Annotated in this window: 18 protein-coding genes and 1 tRNA gene; 9 read left to right on the top strand and 10 right to left on the bottom strand. The window is 58.6% G+C overall.

What is annotated here, in order from left to right; genetic code table 11:
- The 3 genes from ACJJU9_RS20925 to ACJJU9_RS20915 are packed head-to-tail and all read left to right on the top strand — an operon-like array spanning position 1 to position 2,377.
- Positions 1-534, top strand: coding sequence for a fimbrial protein (locus ACJJU9_RS20925; RefSeq protein ID WP_407729435.1), 534 nt, complete (start codon positions 1-3; stop codon positions 532-534).
- A 44-nt stretch (positions 535-578) separates the two neighbouring features.
- Positions 579-1,454: a hypothetical protein gene (locus tag ACJJU9_RS20920; RefSeq protein WP_407729434.1), complete on the top strand. Its 876-nt coding sequence runs from the start codon at positions 579-581 to the stop codon at positions 1,452-1,454.
- Between the two features lie 47 nt (positions 1,455-1,501).
- Entirely contained in the window at positions 1,502-2,377 is an 876-nt protein-coding gene (locus tag ACJJU9_RS20915) for a hypothetical protein (protein ID WP_407729433.1), read from the top strand.
- Between the two features lie 10 nt (positions 2,378-2,387).
- On the opposite strand, the gene ACJJU9_RS20910 is transcribed toward ACJJU9_RS20915, so the two are convergent.
- The 5 genes from ACJJU9_RS20910 to mksB all read right to left on the bottom strand — a co-directional run bounded on the left by ACJJU9_RS20910 (position 2,388) and on the right by mksB (position 11,933).
- A complete protein-coding gene (locus ACJJU9_RS20910; protein WP_407729432.1) occupies positions 2,388-5,939 on the bottom strand; it encodes a transporter substrate-binding domain-containing protein in 3,552 nt (1,183 codons plus the stop codon).
- Positions 5,940-5,995: 56 nt separating this feature from the next.
- Positions 5,996-6,613: a response regulator gene (locus tag ACJJU9_RS20905; protein WP_407729431.1), complete on the bottom strand. Its 618-nt coding sequence runs from the start codon at positions 6,611-6,613 to the stop codon at positions 5,996-5,998.
- Positions 6,614-7,160: 547 nt separating this feature from the next.
- On the bottom strand, positions 7,161-10,001 hold the full coding sequence (mksF, locus tag ACJJU9_RS20900; RefSeq protein WP_407729430.1) for an Mks condensin complex protein MksF: 2,841 nt from the start codon (positions 9,999-10,001) through the stop codon (positions 7,161-7,163).
- Complete coding sequence (gene mksE / locus ACJJU9_RS20895) at positions 9,998-10,666, bottom strand: Mks condensin complex protein MksE (RefSeq protein WP_407729429.1); 669 nt, start codon at positions 10,664-10,666, stop codon at positions 9,998-10,000. Before mksE ends, mksF begins: the two co-directional genes overlap by 4 nt.
- On the bottom strand, positions 10,656-11,933 hold the full coding sequence (mksB, locus tag ACJJU9_RS20890) for an Mks condensin complex protein MksB (RefSeq protein WP_407729428.1): 1,278 nt from the start codon (positions 11,931-11,933) through the stop codon (positions 10,656-10,658). Before mksB ends, mksE begins: the two co-directional genes overlap by 11 nt.
- 143 nt (positions 11,934-12,076) lie before the next feature.
- Between mksB and ACJJU9_RS20885 the strand changes: the two genes are divergently transcribed.
- Together ACJJU9_RS20885 and rimI are read left to right on the top strand one after the other, a co-directional pair.
- The gene (locus ACJJU9_RS20885) at positions 12,077-12,853 is read left to right on the top strand and encodes an SPOR domain-containing protein (protein ID WP_407729427.1); all 777 of its coding nucleotides are present in this window, start codon (positions 12,077-12,079) and stop codon (positions 12,851-12,853) included.
- Positions 12,846-13,298: a ribosomal protein S18-alanine N-acetyltransferase gene (gene rimI, locus ACJJU9_RS20880; protein WP_048368438.1), complete on the top strand. Its 453-nt coding sequence runs from the start codon at positions 12,846-12,848 to the stop codon at positions 13,296-13,298. Before ACJJU9_RS20885 ends, rimI begins: the two co-directional genes overlap by 8 nt.
- Positions 13,299-13,436: 138 nt before the next feature.
- Here the strand turns inward: rimI and ACJJU9_RS20875 are convergent, their stop codons facing one another.
- Positions 13,437-13,862 carry a serine kinase/phosphatase gene (locus ACJJU9_RS20875; RefSeq protein WP_407729426.1) on the bottom strand — a complete coding sequence of 142 codons (426 nt, stop codon included), beginning with the start codon at positions 13,860-13,862 and terminating at the stop codon, positions 13,437-13,439.
- A gap of 155 nt (positions 13,863-14,017) precedes the next feature.
- Between ACJJU9_RS20875 and can the strand changes: the two genes are divergently transcribed.
- The gene (can, locus tag ACJJU9_RS20870) at positions 14,018-14,662 is read left to right on the top strand and encodes a carbonate dehydratase (protein WP_048391532.1); all 645 of its coding nucleotides are present in this window, start codon (positions 14,018-14,020) and stop codon (positions 14,660-14,662) included.
- A gap of 75 nt (positions 14,663-14,737) precedes the next feature.
- On the opposite strand, the gene ACJJU9_RS20865 is transcribed toward can, so the two are convergent.
- A complete protein-coding gene (locus ACJJU9_RS20865; RefSeq protein WP_153333391.1) occupies positions 14,738-16,156 on the bottom strand; it encodes a short-chain fatty acid transporter in 1,419 nt (472 codons plus the stop codon).
- Between the two features lie 213 nt (positions 16,157-16,369).
- Between ACJJU9_RS20865 and ACJJU9_RS20860 the strand changes: the two genes are divergently transcribed.
- Positions 16,370-16,537, top strand: coding sequence for a metallothionein (locus tag ACJJU9_RS20860; RefSeq protein WP_123749577.1), 168 nt, complete (start codon positions 16,370-16,372; stop codon positions 16,535-16,537).
- 156 nt (positions 16,538-16,693) lie between these two features.
- Positions 16,694-17,578, top strand: coding sequence for a Dyp-type peroxidase (locus ACJJU9_RS20855; protein WP_407729425.1), 885 nt, complete (start codon positions 16,694-16,696; stop codon positions 17,576-17,578).
- Positions 17,579-17,639: 61 nt separating this feature from the next.
- Here ACJJU9_RS20855 and ACJJU9_RS20850 read toward each other — a convergent pair whose 3' ends face one another.
- Both ACJJU9_RS20850 and ACJJU9_RS20845 read right to left on the bottom strand, forming a co-directional pair.
- On the bottom strand, positions 17,640-17,990 hold the full coding sequence (locus tag ACJJU9_RS20850) for a DUF6124 family protein (protein WP_048391526.1): 351 nt from the start codon (positions 17,988-17,990) through the stop codon (positions 17,640-17,642).
- A gap of 538 nt (positions 17,991-18,528) precedes the next feature.
- Positions 18,529-18,605: transfer RNA gene (locus ACJJU9_RS20845), tRNA-Met, on the bottom strand.
- A 215-nt stretch (positions 18,606-18,820) separates the two neighbouring features.
- Between ACJJU9_RS20845 and ACJJU9_RS20840 the strand changes: the two genes are divergently transcribed.
- Entirely contained in the window at positions 18,821-19,993 is a 1,173-nt protein-coding gene (locus ACJJU9_RS20840) for an MFS transporter (RefSeq protein ID WP_088500373.1), read from the top strand.
- An 80-nt stretch (positions 19,994-20,073) separates the two neighbouring features.
- Here the strand turns inward: ACJJU9_RS20840 and ACJJU9_RS20835 are convergent, their stop codons facing one another.
- On the bottom strand, positions 20,074-21,120 hold the full coding sequence (locus tag ACJJU9_RS20835) for an FUSC family protein (RefSeq protein ID WP_407729424.1): 1,047 nt from the start codon (positions 21,118-21,120) through the stop codon (positions 20,074-20,076).
- Between the last annotated feature and the right edge of the window lie 78 nt (positions 21,121-21,198).

The raw sequence follows: 21,198 nt of genomic DNA, 5'->3' as shown, positions 1-21,198 counted from the left end.
ATGCGATCAGTCATTGAAACCCTCGCGTTCTCAACGATTGCGGCGTGCCTGCTGGCCTGCCAAGTGCAGGCAGCAGACAACTTGAGCTTTAAGGGCGTGCTGGTTGCCCAGGCGTGCACCATTCGCCCGGGTGACGAACTCATCCCGGTGAAGTTCAGTGATATCTCCACGTTTAGTCTTTACCAAAACACCCGCACCACCGGTGAGCTTTTTTATATTCACCTGCAAGACTGCGACACCCAGATAGCGAAATCGGTGACGGCCACCTTTAGCGGTGCTGAAAATGCCGAGTTGCCGGGTTTGCTGGCGCTGGGCACAGGCAGTACTGCGCGAGGCATTGCCATCGGCCTGGAAACAGGCGTCAACCAGCTCTTGCCCCTGAACGTGTCCAGCCCCGAACAGGCCTTGAACGATGGCGACAATATCATGGTGTTCAATGCCTATGTGCGCGGGGAGCCAAGAGCCATTGCCAATCAATCCATCCGCAGTGGCCGCTTCGTGGCGAACTCGACGTTTACGCTTGCGTACCCGTGACGAAGATTTCAAATCCAACCTTATGCATTGCTCCAGAGGCAAACATGACCTTCTGCTTCTCTTTTTTTCGCCCGTTACTGGCGCTGGCCCTTTGGGCAGTGATGCCTGCGGCCAGTGCATTTTTGTTAAGCACCCAAGCCAACAACGACCCCCGTCCTTCACCCATCACATCGCCCAGCGGATTGGTGGTGGTTTCCGGGTCTGCGACCGCCACGGACAACGGCATTCCTAACCAGTACCCCGGCAAAGTAGTTTGTATAGGCAGGAATGGCTGCAACTTTGGGCCGGTGGCCAGCCCGTTTCTCACCAGTGGCTTTCGTTTCAATATCGTCATGAACTGCGTCGAGAACCCTCCAGCCAATTGTCAATACGGAGCTGATACATCGGTGAGTGTGAACAATGGCATGACCTGGGACCAGGCAATCAGTGCTTGGCGGGCGCGTCACGGTAACTCAATAAGCCGCTATAACGCCTACACCTACTCGAGAGATAACACACGGCGCATGTGTACCTCTTGGGCGACCTATGGCATCCCGGGTGGTTTTTACTTATTGCCCGGCGCTGACTCCTGCGGCCCTCCACCGATTCCGCCTAACCAGTGCAACGTGGGAGGCGGTCCGGTTGTTCTCGATCACGGCCCGCTCAAGGTTGGTGAAATTACCGGTAAAACAGTAGAGGTCACGCGTCAGATTACCTGTACCCGTACAGCCGACGTGATGTACACCCTAGCCTCGGGCAACCCGATAAATCTGGGCAACGGCATCCTGAGCACGCTCTCGATCAACGGTGTCAATGTAGGTTTGGTCACCCGATTCCCGGGGGGTACCTCCAACTTTAAAATCACCTCAACCTTGACTGATCAAGGCGCGGTGGCCGGCCCTTTCTCCAAAACGGTAGTGCTTATTCAACATCTTTTGTAAGGCCGGTGATGGCTGGCGCCACTCAACTTAACTGCACAGGTGATGTGATGAACAACTATCTTCGCGCCGCGTTGCCAGTGGCAGCGCTGATCTTTACAGCGCCTGCGGCCAATGCCTGGAACCTGGTCAATTCGATCAATGCCGATGCCCGTCAAATGCCGGGCGCTCCGGCCACAACGGTGGTGGCATCGGGCAGTGCCGGGGCCTATAACGACGGCAATCCCAATCGTTACCCAGGTTTCGCCCGGTGCAACAGCAGTGCCAATTGCCGGTTCGGCCCGGTCTCTTACAGCCTTCTCTTCAACGGGCTGCGCACCATTACCCCTATGGGCTGTACTTCCTGGAACGTTAACTGCTGGGTATCGGTCGATACGAACGTGGCAATTACGTCGGGTGTCTCCTGGGATCAAGCCATCACGGCATGGCAAGCCAGGTTCGGCAGCAGCACCTATCGGTCCTTTGGTTATGCCTATTCCGTCGAATCTGGCTGGACCACGCAAATCTGCGCAGCCTGGGCGTCTTACAATGCCGGGCCCTCCGGTGCGCCCACGATTGTGCCGGGCACCGACTCGTGCGCCACGCCGCCCATTCCTCCCAACCGCTGCGACGTCTACGGCGGCGACGTCAACCTTGATCACGGGGTCTTGAAGGTCGGAGAAATTACCGGCTCGCGTAAAGAACTAACCCGGCAAGTCAACTGCTCCCGCAATGCCTCTGTGCGTTATCGCGTGTCCGTGGGCAACCCGGTTGATCTTGGCAACGGCATCAACAGTACGATCACCGTCAATGGTGTCGCTGCGGGCCAGTTGATCACCTTGCCCGGCGGAACTTCGTTCTTGCGAATCGCTTCAACCCTGACAGACCGGGGTGCCCGGGCTGGCGTGTTTTCAAAGACGGTGGTACTGATTCAAAGCTTTATGTGAGCCACCCGGCTCACACCCGGTACACCTCAATCATTTCCAGTATCTGGGCCATGGCCTCATACAGATCATCCACCCGCTCAGCCACCTGTGACCAGTTGGCGAGCAGGCAGGCTTTTTCAAGGTCTCCACAGCATTGCAACAGATGCCGGGCCTTGATCATTCGGGCGCCGCTTTTGACCTTGTGCGCCACCGCACTCATGCCCGGCAAGTCATGCTTGGTGAACGCCTGCAGCAGCGCGGTCATGTCCTCTTCCATGCTGTTGATCAGCGGTTCGATCAAGTGCTTAAGGGCGTCGGCATCGCCGTGGGTCAGACGCTCCAGCGCATCGAGATCAATCTCACGTTCCGACCCCATGGCCTCGCCAGTGCCTTGCAGGTTGATCGGCTCCAGATCGGCCGAGGCCAGTCGCGCCTCAAGGTGTTGCAGGCTGATGGGTTTGAACAGGCAATCATTCATTCCGGCGGCCATGCAACGCTCGACTTCGCCGGTTTGGGCATTGGCGGTAAAACCGACAATCAACACCGCCGGGGTGCCGTTGGCGGCTTCTTCGGCACGGATGGTGCGGGCCAGTTCATAGCCATCCATCACCGGCATGGCGCAGTCGGTCATGATCAGGTCAAAACGCTGGGTCCTCCAGGCCTTCAAGGCTTGTGCGCCTTCGCCGGCTTCTTGCGCCATGTGCCCCAGATAACCGAGTTGTTGTGTCAACAGCCTTCGATTCGGGGGGTAGTCATCGACCACCAGTACGTTCAAGGCGCGTTGCGGGGGCGCGGGTGGTTCGTGCGTGGCTATCACGGGCGAGACCGCAAGCAGAGTCACCATGTCGAACTCCAGGCTAATGCGCGTGCCTTTACCCAACGTGCTGTGCAACTGCAGCGTACCGCCCATCATTTCGCACAACTGACGACTGATCATCAGCCCCAGGCCTGAGCCACCCGGCAGCTTGTTTTTCGAGCTGACCTGGGAGAAAGGGCTAAACAGGCGCTGCTGGTCTTGCTCCGAAATACCGATCCCGGTGTCCTCGATCTGCACGCACACGTTCAGCCGCTCGCTGTTGCGCGAGCCTTTGGCGCGCACGCTCAGGCCAACATGACCGCTGTCGGTGAACTTGATCGCATTGCTCAGCAGGTTGGACAGCACCTGCCGAAAGCGCAGGGGGTCAATCAGGACCTCTGTGTTGATCCTTGGGTCGAGCTCAAAACTCATCAGTAAGCCTTTTTTCTCCGCCAGGGCTTCAAACACCCGGGCCGTAGACTCCACCAGCTTCATCAGGTGAGTGCGCTGTTGATTGAGCGGCATGCGCCCCGATTCGATCTGGGTGATATCCAGAATGTCACCAATCAGCTCCAGCAAACCCTGTGCGGCTTGCGAGGCGACCTCCAGGCTGTCGTTGTCGGCAAGTCCCTGTTCGGCCTTTTTCATCGCCAGTTCGAGCATGCCGATCACCGCGTTCATGGGCGTACGGATCTCATGGCTCATGGTGGTCAGAAAATCACTCTTGGCCACATTGGCCTGTTCGGCCAGCTGTTTGGCTTCCTGCAACTGTTCGACCAACTGCTGGCGCTCGCTGATATCAATCCAGCCGCCAATGATGCCAAGCACCTCGTTATCGCTGCCTCGATAAGGCAGGATCCAGTGGTAAATGGTTAGCACCTGAGTGTTGGGCAATTCCAACTGGTGATCGCGAACCAGTGGGCGGCCTTCTTTCATTACGCGCATGTAGTCGCTGTGATAGGCCTTGTGTTGGCGCATCGATGTCAGCGAGTGCTCAAGCAGGGTTTTGCCCATAATGGACTCGCGTTCGGCGCCAAACGTATCCAGGTAACCTTCGTTACAAATCAGCAGCCGGCCCTGACGGTCGCGCACGTAAATGGGGTGGGGCGTGCCGTCAATCAGCGTACGCATGAACGCCAGTTGATCGCTCAGTGCGCGCTCGGCCTGATCGCGTTTGCTCAGCACCCGGCGCAAGTAAGAGATCCACACGATACCCAGCAGCAACACCCCGGCTGCCACCGCCGAGACCCGCATGATCGCCGAGTGATGACGAGCCCAAAAGCGGTTATCGAGCACTACGGCGCTGTGCCAGCGGGCGGTCAGGGTGTTCATCTCTTCGGGCGAAATACTGGCCAGTGCCTTGTCGAGAATGGCGTGCAGTGTGGTCGCTTGCGCATTCACAGCCAATGAAAACTGGGCGGGGACAATGCCCACGGTGCTGCTGATTTTTAACTGACTGGTGTAGTGCTGCTGGAGCAAATAACGCGCGCTGACCAGATTGATCACGGCACCTTGTACCTCACCTCTGCTGGCCATTTCCAGGGCGAGTGCCGAGTTGCGCGCGGCGATCAATTGCACACCCGGATAGTGCTGCGTCAGGTAGGTGCTGACGTTATTGTCGATCACCAGCGCAACGCGCTGGCCGTCCAGTTTGTCCAGTGTTTGCGGGCTGCCCGTGAGCAGGCGTGTCACCAGCACAAAGGGCGTCGAAATATACGGCTTGGTAAAACGCAGAACATGTTCACGGCTGGCGCTGGCGGTAAACGCTGGCATCAGGTCGGCTCGCCCCAGCTTTACATCCTCGATCAGGTCCGGCACGGACTGGCTGCGCACCCAGTCAAATTGAATCCCGGTGCGCAGGCTGATCTTGGCCAGCAGGTCGGCCGCCAGGCCACTGAACACCCCTTGGTCGTTAAAGAAAGTAAATGGCAGGAAGTCTTCGGAAACCACCACCTTCAAGCGCGGATGAGCCTCGATCCAGCGTTGTTCCGACGGGGTGAGCTGTAACGGTCCACGCCGCTCGATGCTCATTGTGCTGACGCCCCAGCGTTGCAGGATGGCGTTGCTTTGGGCAGGAGCAATGGCTGCCAGTGCCGAATTAATCAGGCGCAGCAAGCGTGGGTTAGGGTGATGCACTGCAAATGAAAAAGACTGTTCTTCAAGAAGGGCCACGTCCCGGATGTACACGTTATTGGGATAGTTTTTGGTAATCAGATAGTGGGCGCTGATGGCGTCACCCAGGTACAGGTCGGCCTGGCCAAACGCCACCGCACCGAGGGCTGCGAGGGGCGAGGCATACAGCTCTAACTGCACGTCCGGATACTGGGCCTTTACCGCTGCGACGGGCTGGTAGTGATAAAACATGGCCATGCGCAGACCGGGCGGTAGCGGGATGCTGCCTTTGCTGTCGCCGGTACGTGAGACCAGCACGGGAGTGTCGAGGGCATAGGCGGACGAGAGTGCCAATTGATCATCGGCACTTTCAAAGGCATTGGCGGTGCCGAGCAGATCGATCTGGTCATTTTTCAGCGCCTCGATAGCCTGCGCCCTGGAGTCATACCGCCTGACCTTGATCTCAAGGTTCAGTGCCTGGGCGAGCAGCCCGGCATAATCGGCGGTCAATCCTTCAAAGTAATCGCTGCCTGAGGATAGATCGAAGGGGGCATTGTCCGGTGCCGACGTGCCCAGAATCAGCGACTGCTTGGCGCTCAGCCATTGTGTGTCGCCCTCACTGAGCTTGAGCGCAGGCACATCAGCCTGTGAGCGCGCCAGCAACTGCAGAGGCATCGGGTCAGCATGGCTTGCTGTTGTCAGGCTTAGCGTCAATAACCAGACGGCATGCTTCATTCGATTAAGTTATTGCGTTTGGCAAATTCAGCCAGATACACCACTGACTTGATATTGAGCTTGTGTAAGACACGTGTCTTATAAGTACTGACCGTTTTCTCACTCAGTAACATAATTTGTGCAATCTTTTTATTGGAGAAGCCAGACACCAAATATTGAAGGGTGCGCAATTCGCGATCTGACAGTGTCTGGATTAATTGTTGGTCTGTGTGTTCGGGGGACAGATCAACATCACAGTTATTTAAATAAACCCGGCCGCTCATCACCACATTAATGGCTTTGGTCAATGCATCGACGTCTTCGGTTTTCTCAATAAAACCAATGGCACCGGCCCTGATACAACGGTCTGCAAAAAAAGCGGAGTCTTTGGACGTCAGCACTAACACTTTGATCGGAAGCCCCAGTATGTGTAACCGTTTAAGCACCTCAAGCCCGTCAAGTTTAGGCATCGAGAGATCCAGCACAATCAGGTGGGGGAGATGTTCGCGCGCCAGATCCAGCGCCGTGGCGCCGTTATCGGTTTCAGCCGCAATCTGGAAGTTGGCGTTTTCCAGTACTAGCCTGACGATCCTTCGAATAAAAGGATGATCATCTACTATCAAAGCCTTACGCATGATAATTCCTACAACGTTAAGAGGGCGCTTTTGTCATTACGACATAAGGGGCAAGCGCTCAATGTTCGAGCTGAATCAAATGCCGGTCATAAACACCTATGAACAACTCTATTGTCAGTGGCGTCAAATCGTTAATTAGTCCGTAGGCTTATTGTCAGAAGCTATGTGCGAATTGTCCTAATAAGCAGTGATTTAAGACGTTTGAGGCAGGACGGTCCAAGCCGTTATTAATGACTTATTAACTTTCTGTGACAGAAAAGTTATCGGCAGGAGGGCTAAAAGATTCAATTCGGTCAGTGACCGATCGTCGGGCGTCAGTGAACAGTCATTCCGGTGCGTGACTGCGTTCATCGTGTGTTCCTTCCTCGTAATCGTCCTGCCTGTTGTCCTTACAGGGGTATCGAGGAGTGTGCTTCTCAGGATGCAAAAAACAGGTAGGAATTTTCTGAAAAGTTGAAATTCTTTTCGGCAGGCGTGTGTGAAGTGGGCAGGAGCAAGAGGGCTCGCGAAGCACGTTAAACGCACCTCGCGAGCGGTACACCTTGCATCAGATTGCCGTGATGTCTTCCCGTTGCGGCTCGGCAGCCACAGGGCTGGCCACGTCGTCATGGCGGCGGATGTACTTCCAGTCATCCTCGTCGATATAGATCCCGTTAGGCCCGCTGCCGCCTTCCAGGTCGATGGCCACATGGGCGCAGACCTGCGGCTTTACGCTCGCCAGAATCGGTACAAAACCCAGCTGCAAGCTGGTTTCCAGCAGCGCGGTCTGGTTTCTCTCGTCAATGTCTGCCGCTTCGTCGAGGTAATACGGCAAACGGATACGTCCGGCCAGGTCGCGATCCATCAAGTGCAGCAACAAATACATGTTGGTCAGCGCCTTGATGGTCATGGTCGTACCGTTGGACGCGGCGCCGTCGATGTCGGTATGAATCACCGGCTGGCCGTTGACCTTGGTGATCTCGAACGCCAGCTCAAACAGATCCTTGAGCCCCAACTGGTTATGGTTGGCCGCCACCAGACGCGCCAGGTATTCCTTGGCTTCTTCGTTCTTGTTGTCTTGCTCTGCGCTTTGGCTGAGGTCAAACACCGACAGCGTTTCGCCTTCTTCATACTGCCCGGCGCTGTGGATAATCTGGTCGATGTGCTTGAGTGCCTCTTTGTTCGGTGCCAGCACAATCCGGAAGCTCTGCAGGTTCGACACCTGGCGCTTGTTGATCTCGCGGTTGAACAGCGCCAGTTGGTGCTCAAGGCTGTCGTAGTCACTGCGAATGTTGCGCAGGGTCCGGGCAATGTCCGTCACGGCAGCACGGCGCGCCTTGCCCAAGGTCAGGGCTTCTTCGCTGCGGTGCGCATAGGCGTTTATCAACAGTTGCAGGCGGCGCTCCATGTCGTCTTCGCTGTCGAACTTGGCCACGCCTTTCAAGCGTACCTGCGCGTACAGCGCTTCGATCTGCCCGTCGCAGCGCAGCAGGCCTTGCCACGTATCCTGGTAGTCATTGAGCAACGGCAGCAGGTTGTCCATAGAGTCATCGACCGGGTCCATGAACGGCGTACCGAACGGCAAGTCGGCCGGCAACAGCTGACGCCGACGCAGGCTGTCATCGAGGGTACGCTGCTTGGCTTCCATGTCGCCGATCTGCCGACCGACCAATTGCAGCTTGGCCGACAGGTGCTGCACGCGCTCGGTGAAGGCATCGCTGGAGCGCTTCAATTCATCTTGCGCGGCTTCGGCCTGGGCTAACTGCTCGAGTTTTTCGCCTTCTTCGGCGCCCAGGGTTTGCGCACGACGGAAGTCTTCCAGGGCCTTCTGCGCGTCCAGCACCTGCTGGTACAACGACTCAGCTTCGGACTTGCTCGCCGCCCGGTCCGAGGTGACCGCCTGCTGGGTTTTCAGTTGCTTGAGTTCTTTTTCCAGCCGCTCTTTCTGGTCGCGCAAAGCGGCGCGATCCCCCAGCGCTTGCAGGGCGGGTGGCTCAATATGGCTGAGGTCGATGGACAAACCCGGCGCTTCAAAGCGTTCACCCTTAAAGCCATCGAGGATCGCCTCCAGGGATTTGACCCAGGCGTCGCCGTCATCCAGCGCAATCCCTTGCTCGCCCAGCGGCAGGCTGAACAGGGCGCTGTTGAACAGGCGCATGAGGCGCTCAACATCCTGTTGCGAGAATTCTTCGCGCAGGCGGGCGTAGCTGTTGTTGTCGGCGTGGTCGAGTTGCTGCTTGACCGACTTGAGGCGTTTTTCCAGATCGCGCAGACGTTCGTCCAGGTCTTCGGCACTGAACTGGCGCGACTGCGCCAAGGCACCGGCCAACTCGTCGTGGGCGTCTTTGGCGGCGAGCAATTGCTGCTCCAGCACCTTCACATCGTCCACCAGCGCAAAGCGGTGCTTGAGCACCGACAACTCGCCCAGCCAGCGCTGAATACCGGTGATCTCACGCTCCAGACGCATCAGCTCCTGGGTGCTGCTGCGCTGATCGTTTTGCAGGGCGTCTTGTTCGTTGCGGTAGTGCTCGGACTGAATCAGCAACTCTTCCTTGCGCGCACCGGCATAGTCCTGCCAGGTGCCGAGCAGCGAGTCGAGCAGCGGCGACAGGCGGTGCAGCTTGCCGCGCAGCAGATCGCGCTGGCGGACACCGGCGGCCAACGATTCGACCAATGGCCCGGCACCGACCAGCGCGTTGTAATCCTGCTCCATGCGGCGCACATCGCGGAAGGCTTCTTCGCACGCGGCGATGTAGTCCACGCTGCCGGAGCGCAGGCTGTGTTCGAACGCATCGAGAAACAATTGCTTGAGTTTGGCCGCCGTAATTTCCCGCATGTGCAGCAGGTTGATAAACAGCGCGCGGAACGTTTTCAGGCTTTGCTCACTGGTGGAGCGCAGCGGGATCAGCGTCAGATCCAGCGGGATCGACGTATGCCCGCCAACCAACAAACGGCGCAGTTCATCAGGCTTGAGTTCGTAGGCTTTGAGGCCATTGCGCTCAAGGTTGCTGAACAGCTCTTTTTGCCGCAGGCAGGTGTCTTCTTTCTGGTAATGGGCCAGGTCGAGCTTGCCCGCATAGGCGAAAAACTGGTGACCGAAACCGCCACCGGGGCCGCGCCCGACCACGCCAATCACATGGGGGCCGTGGGGCAGCGACACTTCGACAAGGATGTAGCTGGTGTCGGAAGCGAAGTAAAAGCGCCGCGATTGTTCGAGGCTGTATTTGCCGAAGCTCATGTCTGACATGCGTGCCAGAATCGGGAACTGCAAGGCGTTGATCGAGGCCGACTTGCCGAGGTTGTTGGCCCCGTACACCGACAGCGGATGCTCCAGCGGGAACAATCCCAAGCTGTAACCGGCGGTATTCAGCAGGGCGAAGCGGCGTATTCCGTAGCGTTCCTGGCTCATGCGTCCAACTCCTGTTGCTCATCGGCAATGGCGCGAGCCAGTGCCGCGTCTTCGTCTTCTTCCTCAACCTCGGCTTCATCATCAACCAGCGCCGGTGTCGGCAGCGGCAAAATGCTGTGCAGGCTGGCGGCCAGATCGCGGTCTTGCTGCACCGACAAACACACGTCAAGAAAGCGATGCATCGGCGGCAGAAAACGGTAAACGCCGTTGTCTTCGCTGGCAAAGCCGAGCTGGGTCATGCGGCGCATGATCTTCTCTTCCAGCTCGTCCTGGGTGGTGACCTCAGCCTGCACAAACAGGTCGCGGTATTTTTCCAGCAGCGCGGGCAACTCATCACGGCCCAGGCTGCCGCCATCGAGCACGGCAATCGGGTCGCGGCCCTGATCGGCCAAATGCTCGACGATGATGAACGTGAACAGCGCCAGGCGTTGCGCGGTCTTGTTGACCTGCGCCGAGGCTATGGCGGTGTCGGGCACGAAATAATAAAAACCACGGGTGTCGCACACCAGTTCAAAGCCAAGGGCCTTGAACAGGGCGCGGTACTGGTCCTGAAAATTCGACAGTTGCGCGTACAGCTCCGGGTCGCGACGGCTCACGTGATAACCCTTGAACAGCTCACGAAAAATCGGCGCCAGATGGGACAGTTCAGACAGATCAAGATGCATGGAGAGGGCTCGCAGAAGTCTCGCTCGCGTCATCGCTGCGTGAAAGCAGGGCGAAGGAGCGCAGGCTGACCAGATGTTCGTGGGTGTGGTAATCGCGGCGCTCAAGGCGTTCGCGCACGAAACGTTTTTCGCGCGACAGGCGCGAGAACCAGTACAGCAATTCGTCGGTGTCGCCGTTGGGCTCTTGGGCCAGCAGCCAGCTCATCAAATCGGGCATCGGCAGCGCGTCGCTGCAGCGGTCGAGCATTTCCTTGACCGTGCGCGGGGCCTTGGGCGTTTCACCGCGATGGGCTTTGTGGGCTTTCGGGAAGCGTGCTGGCTTGGGCTCGAAACGGGCCAGCGCGTACACATAGGCTTCAACCTGGCTGGCGCTGCCCAAAAAGGTGCTTTGCGGGCGGGTGAGCATTGGCATCGCCGCTTGCGGCACCGCGTCCAGCCCTTTACGGCGTATGGCCGCCAGCGCCAGCGCAGCGCCACGGGTAACCGCGTTATGGCGTCGTGCCTCTTCACGCAGCGGCAACAGCAGCTCGCGGGCATGGCGCAAGGTGAGCTGGGCGCTGGTTTGCATCTCAAGGATCCGCGCGTGGGTGCGCAGCAGCATGTCGTCGTCCACCAGGTGGCCAAGGCGTTGCTGCTCGCTGAGCATGCGCAGCAGTACATTCTCGACCTTACGTACGCCTTGTTCGAAGGCGCCGTCAGCGTTCACCAGCTGGATCATCGGTTCGACGTATTCGTCCCACGTCGCCAGCACCTCGGCGTAACGCTGGCGCAGCGGGATCTGCCGGTCGCTGGTCTTGGCCCGTTCGGCCACGGCCACCAGGGCCTGTTCGTCATTGGCGAGCTTCTTCAAGACATCGCGCACACGCATGTCGAGCAAACGCAGCTGGCGCGCCAGATCGTTGCCATCACGAATATCGAACGCGTCCTGAATGTAACCGGCCAGGCGCTCCAGATGGCGCAGGTAGGCTTCGATCTCCAGACACAGCCCGAGGCGGTGTTCGCGGCGCAGATAGGCGAGGAAGTCGTGGATTTGGGCGTTCAGCTCAAAGCGGTTCGGGCTCTTGGCCACCGGCACCAGAATGTCCAGGCGGATCCAGCTGTCGAGCACGTTGGTGATGTCTTGCGGTGTGCTGTCCAGTTGCTGGGCGGCCAATTGCAGGCGCAACTCGCTCAGGCTCAAAGTGCCTTGGTCGAAGTGTTCACACAAAGGCTCAAGGAGTGCCCAGTGTTCGGCGAGGGCACGTAAAACGCGCTTGGGTTCGATCATGGGAGGGCCGGTCGATTGCCAATGAAAGGTCGCGATTGTACTGCAACACGGGTTTGAGTCATTACTTGGCGATCAGAGGCGGGCGAGAAGGGCAGAAGGGCGGTAGAATCGCTGCTCTTTAGTTATCCACAGATGGCCGACCCTTGTTGAACGAGTCCCGCCGCCGCGCTTATTTGACTGCCATGCAAGTGGTCAGTTGGGTACCGCGCACAGAGCTGCCGTTTGCCGCCCCTTCGCGGCCCGAACTGCTGGTGCTCCCCGAACCGCCTGCCGCGCCTGAAGTCATCAGGCCTGTGGTCAAGGCTGTGGCTGCGCCGAGCAAGCCCGCTGAACGGCCAAAAATTGAAGTGCCACGGCCATCGGTCACTCCGCGACCTGCCAGCAAGCCGGTGGTGGAAGCCGAAGCGGCTCCCGCGCCGGTAAAAGCCGCCGCGGTGGCGCCGCCGCGTTTTGCCTTGCAGTTGCTCCGGGCGGGGCGTTGCCTGGTGCTGGTGGAGTTACCCACAGGCGGTGCATTCCAGAGCCGCGACCCGGCTTATTTATTGTTAAAAGATATGTTGCGAGCTGCGGGTTTGCCCGACAGCCCGCAAATCGTCGGCGAGCCAGTACGTTGGCCGCTGCTCAGGCGCGGCAATGTCGACCAGGGGCCGGAGGCGGCGCGTGAGTTCGTGCAAGGGTTTGTCATGGCCCGCCTTGAAGAAGCCGAATGCGCTTGCTTGTGGCTGATCGGCCTGCCGGCTGTGCGTTTTGCCAGCGAAGCGAACGCTGAAGCCTTTAATACCGAACTTGAAATCGAAGGGCTGGGTAGCGCATGGGCGCTGCCGGGCCTGGAACTCTTAATGGAAGAGCCACACCGCAAAGCGGATGTGTGGCAAGCCATGCGCAGGCTGATGTCGCGCTGGAAACAAAACGATGAGTGACGCTGTAACCTTCCGCCCGATGACCGAAGCGGACCTTGATGCGGTTTTAAAAGTTGAATACGCGGCGTTCACCCACCCGTGGACCCGTGGGATCTTTCTCGACGGTTTGGGCAAATACCACATCTGGTTGATGTTCGAAGGCGAGCAACAAGTGGGTCACGGCGTGGTGCAAATCATTCTGGATGAAGCGCACCTGCTCAACATCACCGTCAAGCCAGAAAACCAGGGTCGTGGCCTGGGGCTCAAATTGCTTGAGCACCTGATGTCTATTGCCTACCAGCATGAAGCCCGCGAATGCTTCCTCGAACTGCGTGACAGCAACACGGCCGCCTTCAAGCTGTACGAGCGCTACGGCTTCAACGAAATCGGCCGCCGCCGCGACTACTACCCGGCCGTGGGCGGGCGTGAAGACGCAGTGGTCATGGCCTGTACGTTGGTTGACTGAATAAACCCTCTCCCGGAGAGAGAGGGCGCTTTACCGAGGTACCCTCAGGTTCAGCACAAGAGTTCAGGTTGCGGATGTTATTCAGCATCCCCCAATCAGTCCCCTCTCCCTCCGGGAGAGGGTTAGGGTGAGGGGCTTTTAACGTTTGCCCCCCACCGGATCAATATCCGCCAGTTCCGCTTCATCCAGCCCTCTGCCTGCGCCGATGTCGTCCTCATCGACCACGCTCAGCTCCCAATCCGCCGCGTCATCGTTGCCCTCTGCGGCCTCTTTGGCATCGCGGGCGCCGTCTTCACGGATAAGCATCTCCTGCTCCAGATCATCGTCGTCAAACCCGGCGTCCAGGTCTTCATCGGGCAATGCGCCGCCGCTCAGCCCGGCCTTGCGCGCAGGTTGTCCGGCCACGTGCAGGGCGCGCTCTTCGTCGGTAAATAGATCGCTGATGCTCTCGTGATCCTCATCATCATCCTCAAAGTTCAACGGCTCAACCGAGCCCGAACGGTCTTCGAGGTCATCAATTTCTGCGGGTTGTTCTGCTCCATACGGGCGACGTGAATCAGACATGATCATTCCTCATACTGTGGCTGCTTACTACGATGGACTGTAGCCACGGTTTAAGATTCCACCCAACGGACCGGCGGATTAAAGCGCAGATTAACGTGACCCCGACCAGCGGTCCGCAGTCATAGTTTGCGCATCAACTCTCGAGGGTTTCCCGCATGAACGAACTACAAGATCTGATTGATAACAACGAGCGCTGGGCCGATGCGATCAAGCAGGAGGATCCTGATTTCTTCGCCAAGTTGGCCCGCCAGCAAACGCCGGAATACCTGTGGATTGGTTGTTCGGATGCCCGCGTACCCGCCAACGAGATCGTCGGCATGCTGCCCGGTGACCTGTTTGTGCACCGTAACGTGGCCAACGTCGTGCTGCACACCGACCTCAACTGCCTGTCAGTGATCCAGTACGCAGTGGATGTATTGAAGGTCAAACACATTCTGGTCACCGGCCACTACGGCTGTGGCGGGGTGCGTGCATCGATGCAGAACCAGCAATATGGCCTGATTGACGGCTGGTTGCGCTCGATTCGCGACCTGTACTACGAAAACCGCGAAGTGCTGGCAAAACTGCCCACTGAAGAAGAGCGTGTTGACCGTCTGTGCGAGCTGAACGTCATCCAGCAAGTAGCCAACGTCGGGCATACCAACATTGTGCAAAACGCCTGGCATCGCGGGCAAAAGCTCTCGGTTCACGGCTGCATCTACGGCATTAAAGACGGCCGCTGGAAAAGCCTCGACACCACCATCAGCGGTCTGGACCAACTGCCACCGCAATACCGCCTGCGCCCGCTAACCCCGACCTGACCCCCTCTGTAGGAGCGAGCTGCCTCGCGATCTTTTGACCACTCAAAAGACCGCAAGACAAGCTCGCGCCTACCGCTAAGGCATCACGGGCGCGACATACACCAACGTCGTGCCCAGCGCCCACAGCAGAAACAGCACCAGCGGCGTGTGCACCAGCAACTGCACAAACGAAAAGCCGATCAAGTCACGCGCCTTCAGCCCCAGCACGCCCAACAGCGGCAGCATGTAGAACGGGTTGATCAGGTTCGGCAAGGCTTCGGCCGCGTTGTAGATCTGCACAGCCCAGCCCAGGTGGTATTGCAGGTCATTGGCGACTTGCATCACGTACGGCGCCTCAATAATCCATTTGCCGCCGCCCGACGGAATAAAGAAGCCCAAGATCGCCGAGTACACGCCCATCAGCACTGCATAGGTGTCATGGGAGGCAATTTGTACGAAGAAGGTCGAGATGTGATGCGCCAGGGTTTGCCCGTCCACGCCTTTGACCACGGTCATCAGCGCTGCAATCGAGCCGTACAGCGGGAACTGGATCATCACCCCGGTGGTGGTCGGCACGGCGCTGGCCACGGCATTCAGAAAGCTGCGCGGGCGCCAGTGCAGCAGGGCGCCGAGCATCAGGAATAAAAAGTTGTAGGTGTTCAGGCCCGAAATGGCGTTGATCGCAGGTTTGGTCGAAAACTCGTGATACAACCAGCCGGCGGCCAACAGCACCAGCAAGATCGTCAGCAGCGGGCTGTATTCCAGCCACTCGCCAGGCCGCGTACGCGGCGGCAGTTTTGGCGTGTTAAAACTCGGGTCAACCCCACACGCAGCGGCATCGCGGGCCGAATCCGGACCGGGCGCCGTGGCGTAGGCCACGATCAACGACACCACCACCAGCGCTGCCAGCAACACGCCGGACTGCCACAAAAAGATGGTCTCCGTGAACGGGATCACCCCGGTGATCGCCAGAATCGACGGCGGCAAGCTGGCCGGATTGGCCTGCAACTGCGCCGCCGACGATGACAAGCCCAGCGCCCACACCGCGCCCAGCCCCAAGTAGGCAGCAGCCCCGGCTGCGCGATAGTCCATGCGCAAGTTGGTGCGCCGGGCCAGGGCGCGCACCAGCAGCCCGCCAAACACCAGCGACAAGCCCCAGTTGAGCAACGAGGCAACCATTGAAATCAACGCCACCCAGCACACCGCCTGGCGACCGTTTTTCGGCACCTTGGCGAGTTTGTCGATCAGCTTCACCGCGGGTGGCGAGCTGGCGACCACGTAGCCACCAATCACCACGAAGGCCATTTGCATGGTGAAGGGGATCAGGCTCCAGAACCCGTCACCAAACGCCATCGCGGCATCGGTGGGTTTGGCGCCCATCATCAGAGTGGCGAGCGCCACGACGATCACCGCAACGGCGGCAAACACCCAGGAATCGGGGAACCAGCGTTCGGCAAAGTTTGAGCAGCGCAGGGCAAAGCGGGCAGAGCGACTGTCGGTCATCTCAGCGGCCATGGGGGATACCTCGTCTTTCTTATGATTATTGGGTGCCCAATCTCACTGCGAGCCCTCAGGCTCGCGGTTTACAGCTGGGCTGGTGGGTACAGTAAATGAATTTCGGCGGCTTTCCGATAGGCTGACCTTTGAACTCTGCCCCAGCGTCTACAGTCATTGCTTGTAAGCGGCACGCCTGTCGCTTGATAACGACCTGACAACATGGAGTTGAAAATGAACGAACACACGTGTGATTGTCCGAGTTGTAACTGCAAAGTCGGTAGCCACGGCATCGAGCGCGATGGCAAGCACTACTGCTGCCAGGCGTGTGCCGACCATCACCCCAAGGGCCAGGCGTGCAGCACCTCAAGCGGCTGCCACTGCGGCGATAAAGCCAAGTAACCTGTAAAGCCCATGCGCGCAGCCACGCGCTGCGCGTTCTTACTGACAAGCGCTTGCCATCCCATGGCGGCGTAAGTGTGCATAAGAAAAGTGCTCGCCGTGTGACGGACCAAGTACTCGAAGTAGTAAACTCCAGGCTTTCCTGAAGGAGTTTCTATGAGTCTTTACCAGCCCGGCATCCTCGCCAAACCCGTGCCGCCGCAGGCGCGCTATATGTTTTTCGCCCTCAAGTCTGTAGAAGCACTGCCGGCTGCACTCGACACCTTGTCGCAGTGGGTAGACGGCAAAAGCGTGGTAGCAGGCCTGGGTTCACCGCTGGTACTGGCCTTGGGCGCAAAAGTGCCGGGGCTGCGCGTCTTCCCCGCACTCAATGCCGTGGTGGAAAACCCGTCGACCCAACACGCCCTGTGGCTGTGGTTGTGGGGCGATGATCGGGGTGAGCTGTTGCACCGCAGCCAGGCCATTGAAACGGCGCTGGCGCCTGCGCTCAACCTGCTGCAAGTGACCGAAGGCTTCCTCTACAACACCGACCGCGACCTGACCGGCTATGAAGACGGCACCGAGAACCCGGTGGACGAAGCGGCCGTAGACGCGGCCATCGTCACCAATGCAGGTCCGGGGCTGGACGGCGGCGTGTTTGTTGCCGTGCAACAGTGGCAACACGACCTCAATGGCTTTGCCGCCCGCCCGCAGGCCGAACAGGACAACATGATTGGCCGCCGTAAAAGCGACAACGAAGAACTGGACGACGCGCCGGAATCGGCCCACGTCAAACGCACCGCACAAGAAAGCTTCTCGCCTGAGGCCTTCACCGTGCGCCGCTCCATGCCCTGGATTGAAAACGGCAAATCGGGGCTGATGTTCGTCTCGTTCAGCCGCACCTTGAACGCGTTTGAAGTTCAACTGCGGCGCATGAGCGGCATGGAAGACGGCATCGTCGACGCCCTCTACAGCTTCAGCCGCCCATTGAACGGTGGTTACTACTGGTGCCCGCCGCTTAAAGACGGCCGCCTGGACCTGAGCGCACTTCGCCCCGTCTAAGCGCGGTATCGCTCCAGACTTTTGTTATGACGCGCCTGCTTGCACTCAGGCGCGTGCTGCTTTAGTGCGTCGTCACACCATCCAGCGATTTATCCACATACGCCTTGGCCAGCTCCACCAGGTGCATGCAGGACAACACCAAACTGCGCGAATGCCCGCTCAAGCCATTCCCCGCCTCACTCGCCGAAGCGCCCGCGCAGCGCAACAAGTCTGACGCTTGGGCCAAAGCCGCTTCTAAGTCAACGCTGTCCGGGATGGCATACGTGGCCTGATCCACGTGCCGTGGAGGCTTATGGTCGTGCAGGTAATAATCGAGGGCGCGATCGGTGGCGGCACGGTCTAACGACGATGCATCGCACTGAGCAGCAGTTTGCAGGGGTAGGGCGGGTGGATCAGGAACCAGCTTTTTCATTGTTACAACTCCTAGGGTGTTTAAGGAGCTGTCACTTGTCGCGACTAAACGAATGGGTGGCAGCCATGCGCAGGTTAGTCGACCGGTCACCTAGGAACCCGGCGCGCCACATGGACGCCCTGCGCACGGCCACCATAAAACGCAGGCCAAGAAAAAGCGCCTCGCGGAGGTGGCGCCTTGCGCCTAGGGAACACGGGCGACTAAACCCGACCGCTGTTTTGCAGCGATGGGCCGAGACTATTCCCCGAAATGATCAGGCACAAGCGAACGGAAGTTTCTAGGATGTTTCAGCGGATTGAAAGGGAAGCGTCGTACGAAATGGCTGATTTTGAGGGCTTTCGCAACCTTCTGTAGTCGCTGCCGCAGGCTGCGATAAGGGCCGCAGGACCTTCAAAAGCGGGGTCGCTGCGCAACCCATCGCAGCCTTCGTTCCTCGTCAGCGACTACAGGCTATTTATCGACAGGCACAAAAAAGCCCGCACTAGGCGGGCTTTCTCGTTGGTTTCATTTCATCTTGCGATGTGGTGAAACCGGTGTTTGGTGGCTACACAGGGACTTGAACCCCGGACCCCAGCATTATGAATGCTATGCTCTAACCAACTGAGCTATGTAGCCGATGGCGCGCATTATTCCCTCGTAAGGGGGGTGTGTCAAGCAAATATCTGAAAATTTTCTCTGCGCTATCAAACGCTTAAGGTTTCTCGGGGTTCGGATGGCACTGGCTTGTTAAAAAATGGCACATTGGGGCACTTGCACGTGCATTCATCTGTTGCCTGGAAACCCTTATGGCTATTAGCGACACTCCAATAAAAACAACGCCAGACCTTCAAATGCCTCAAGCCAGCCCGTTAGTCCTGCGCATTATCGGGGCCGTGGCGCTGGCGCATTTGATCAATGACTTGATCCAGGCGGTGTTGCCGTCGATCTATCCGTTGCTCAAGGACAAATACGATCTGACCTTCACGCAGATCGGTCTGATTACCCTGACTTTTCAACTTACCGCGTCGCTGTTGCAGCCGTGGGTGGGTTATTACACAGACCGTCATCCCAACCCGCTGTTATTGCCGTGCGGCATGGTGTGTACGTTGATCGGGATTTTGATGTTGTCTCAGGTCGGCAGTTTTCCACTGATTTTGCTGGCTGCCGCGTTGGTCGGGGTGGGCTCGTCGACCTTTCACCCTGAGGCCTCGCGGGTAGCGCGGCTGGCGTCGGGCGGGCGTTACGGGTTTGCCCAGTCGACGTTTCAGGTGGGCGGTAACGCCGGGTCGGCGTTCGGGCCGTTGCTGGCCGCCGCCATTATCATCCCCTATGGCCAGGGCAACGTGGCCTGGTTCGGGTTGTTTGCGCTGTTTGCGGTAGGCCTGCTGTATGTGATCAGCCGCTGGTACCGCACGCACTTGAGCCTGTTCAAGCTCAAGGCCGGGCAGAAGGCGACACATGGTTTGTCCAAACGTCGTGTGCTGAGCGCACTGGTGGTGTTGGGGTTGCTGGTGTTCTCCAAGTATTTCTATATGGCCAGCCTCACCAGCTATTACACCTTCTTCCTGATTCAGAAATTCGACGTCTCCATCGCCAACTCGCAGATGTACCTGTTTTTGTTCCTGGGGGCGGTAGCAGCGGGGACATTCTTTGGCGGCCCGATTGGCGACCGCATCGGGCGTAAGGCGGTGATCTGGTTCTCTATTCTGGGTGTCGCGCCGTTCACGTTGCTGCTGCCGTATGCGGATCTGTTCTGGACCAGCGTCCTCAGTGTGGTCATCGGTTTTATCCTGGCCTCGGCGTTCTCGGCGATTGTGGTGTATGCCCAGGAATTGGTGCCGGGCAACGTGGGCATGATCGCCGGTATCTTCTTTGGCTTGATGTTCGGCTTTGGCGGGATTGGTGCGGCGTTGCTGGGGCATCTGGCCGACATTCACGGTATCGAATACGTCTACAAGCTGTGCTCGTACCTGCCACTGTTTGGCGTGCTGGCGATCTTTTTGCCGCGCACCAAAAAGGTCTGATCGGTACACGCAAAGCTCGTAGCAGTTGACGAGCTTTGCGAGGCTACGTCCGGCTGCGAAGCAGCCGTCACCCTGGCGCCTTATTTCCCATCGCTTTGCGCGCTGGCACTAAAACTCTGCAACGCGCTTTCGACGGTGCTCAAATGCTGCAGGCAGATTTGCCACGGCGCTGACACAGCTTCGACCTGTTGGTCGTCGTAGGTGGCCAACACCGGCTGCTGCGTATCGCCGGCAATCGCTGCACAGCCTGAGGCGACGCTGGCCAGCCGTTCATGCAGCGCGGTGGGTGGCGAGCCCTGTTCTTTGCGCATGGCGTCAGCAAAGGCCTCAGAGAACAGCAGGGCGCTGGCGTACAAGCGCACGGCATGTCGCTCGTAACGGCTGGCTATGTCTTTGACTTCCCGCGAGGCAAACCGGCCGCGCAATGTCCAGCGTGCGGTATTGCGTGCGCTGGCAATGCCGTTCTCAAGGGTGATGAGGCTGTCGTGAGCGCCCGAGAAAATAAACACCGCGTGCTGCGCGCTTTTAGCGTCGTTCTTTTCAAGGGCTGTCAGGCTTTGGCCGAAGCCTTTGGCGAGTTTTTCCAGCAAGTCCTTGACCGAGTCATCAATGATCCCGATGGGGTTGGGCGTCAGCAAGATCTGGCTGAACATCAAGCCCACCCCGGCGCCCACCACCACATCAAGCATGCGCACAACACCTGCGCTCTCCGGGCCGACCGCCAACATCAAAACGGCTGACACGCCTGCCTGAATCGGTACGACAGCGCCCAAGCCGTACAGTGCGGCGATGGCAATGGCCGAGAACGTGGCGAAGCCGATGCGCAGCAGCGGGTAGCCATCCGGTAACCACAGCGCGGCTTCCCCGATGATAATCCCGGTGGCCACGCCGACCATCAATCCAACCGCTTGCTTGCCATGGCTGGGCAGGCCGGGCGCCAGGCAAACAATCGCGCTGATGGCGGCAAACACCGGGTGCTCGTGGCCGAATAAGTGCTTGGCGAGGATCCACGCCAGTGCAGCGGCGATGGCTGAAGCCAAGGCATCGCGCCAGGCCGTGGTCCAGCGAAACTGGATTCGCTCAATAAGAGGAGTGGTGAAACGGTTGAAGAACACCTTGGACAGCATTGCGACTCCCTACACAGTCAGCCTTTAGGTCTTGGGACTAACCATAGACTGTTTGCCTGGCGCAGTGTTTGTCAGGGT

This window comes from Pseudomonas helleri (assembly GCF_045830615.1).
Lineage (GTDB): Bacteria > Pseudomonadota > Gammaproteobacteria > Pseudomonadales > Pseudomonadaceae > Aquipseudomonas > Aquipseudomonas helleri.
The sequence above is the reverse complement of the archived record's forward strand: the minus strand, read 5'-3'. Positions and strand labels throughout refer to the sequence as shown.